This is a genomic window from uncultured Streptomyces sp. (assembly GCF_947488945.1).
Classification (GTDB): Bacteria; Actinomycetota; Actinomycetes; order Streptomycetales; family Streptomycetaceae; genus Streptomyces.
The window spans coordinates 1-451 of record NZ_CANLBS010000090.1 but is presented as its reverse complement, the minus strand read 5'-3'; the positions used below and the strand labels follow the sequence as shown (position 1 = coordinate 451).

At 69.8% G+C, this 451-nt stretch carries 1 protein-coding gene; it reads right to left on the bottom strand.

The window, feature by feature from the left end:
• The coding region (locus Q0994_RS33945) for an alcohol dehydrogenase catalytic domain-containing protein (protein ID WP_299542593.1) at nucleotides 1–395 on the bottom strand (395 nt) is incomplete at its 3' end.
• Between the last annotated feature and the right edge of the window lie 56 nt (nucleotides 396–451).

Here is a 451-nt window from a genome sequence, read left to right as displayed (position 1 = left end):
CCCGCCGCCGCATGAACGAGAACCCGCTCACCCGACCCCACCCCACCCAAGTCCACCAACCCGTAGAACGCCGTCGCGAACACGATCGGCACACCCGCCGCCTGCGCGAACGACCACCCCTGCGGAACCCCCACCAACAACCGCTCGTCCGACACGGCGACCGTCCCCATCGCCCCACCGAACAACCCACACACCCGGTCCCCCACCACGAACCGGCTCACCCCAGGACCCACACCCACCACCACACCAGCGGCCTCACCCCCCACCGCCACCTCACCCGGATACATCCCCAACACATTCAGAACATCCCGGAAATTCAACCCGGCAGCCCGCACCGCCACCCGCACCTCACCCACACCCAGCACACCCCCCGCCACACCCTCGGCGACCGGCACCAGACACAACCCCTCCAACGACCCCCGCTCCCCCACATCCACCCGCCACTCCCCCG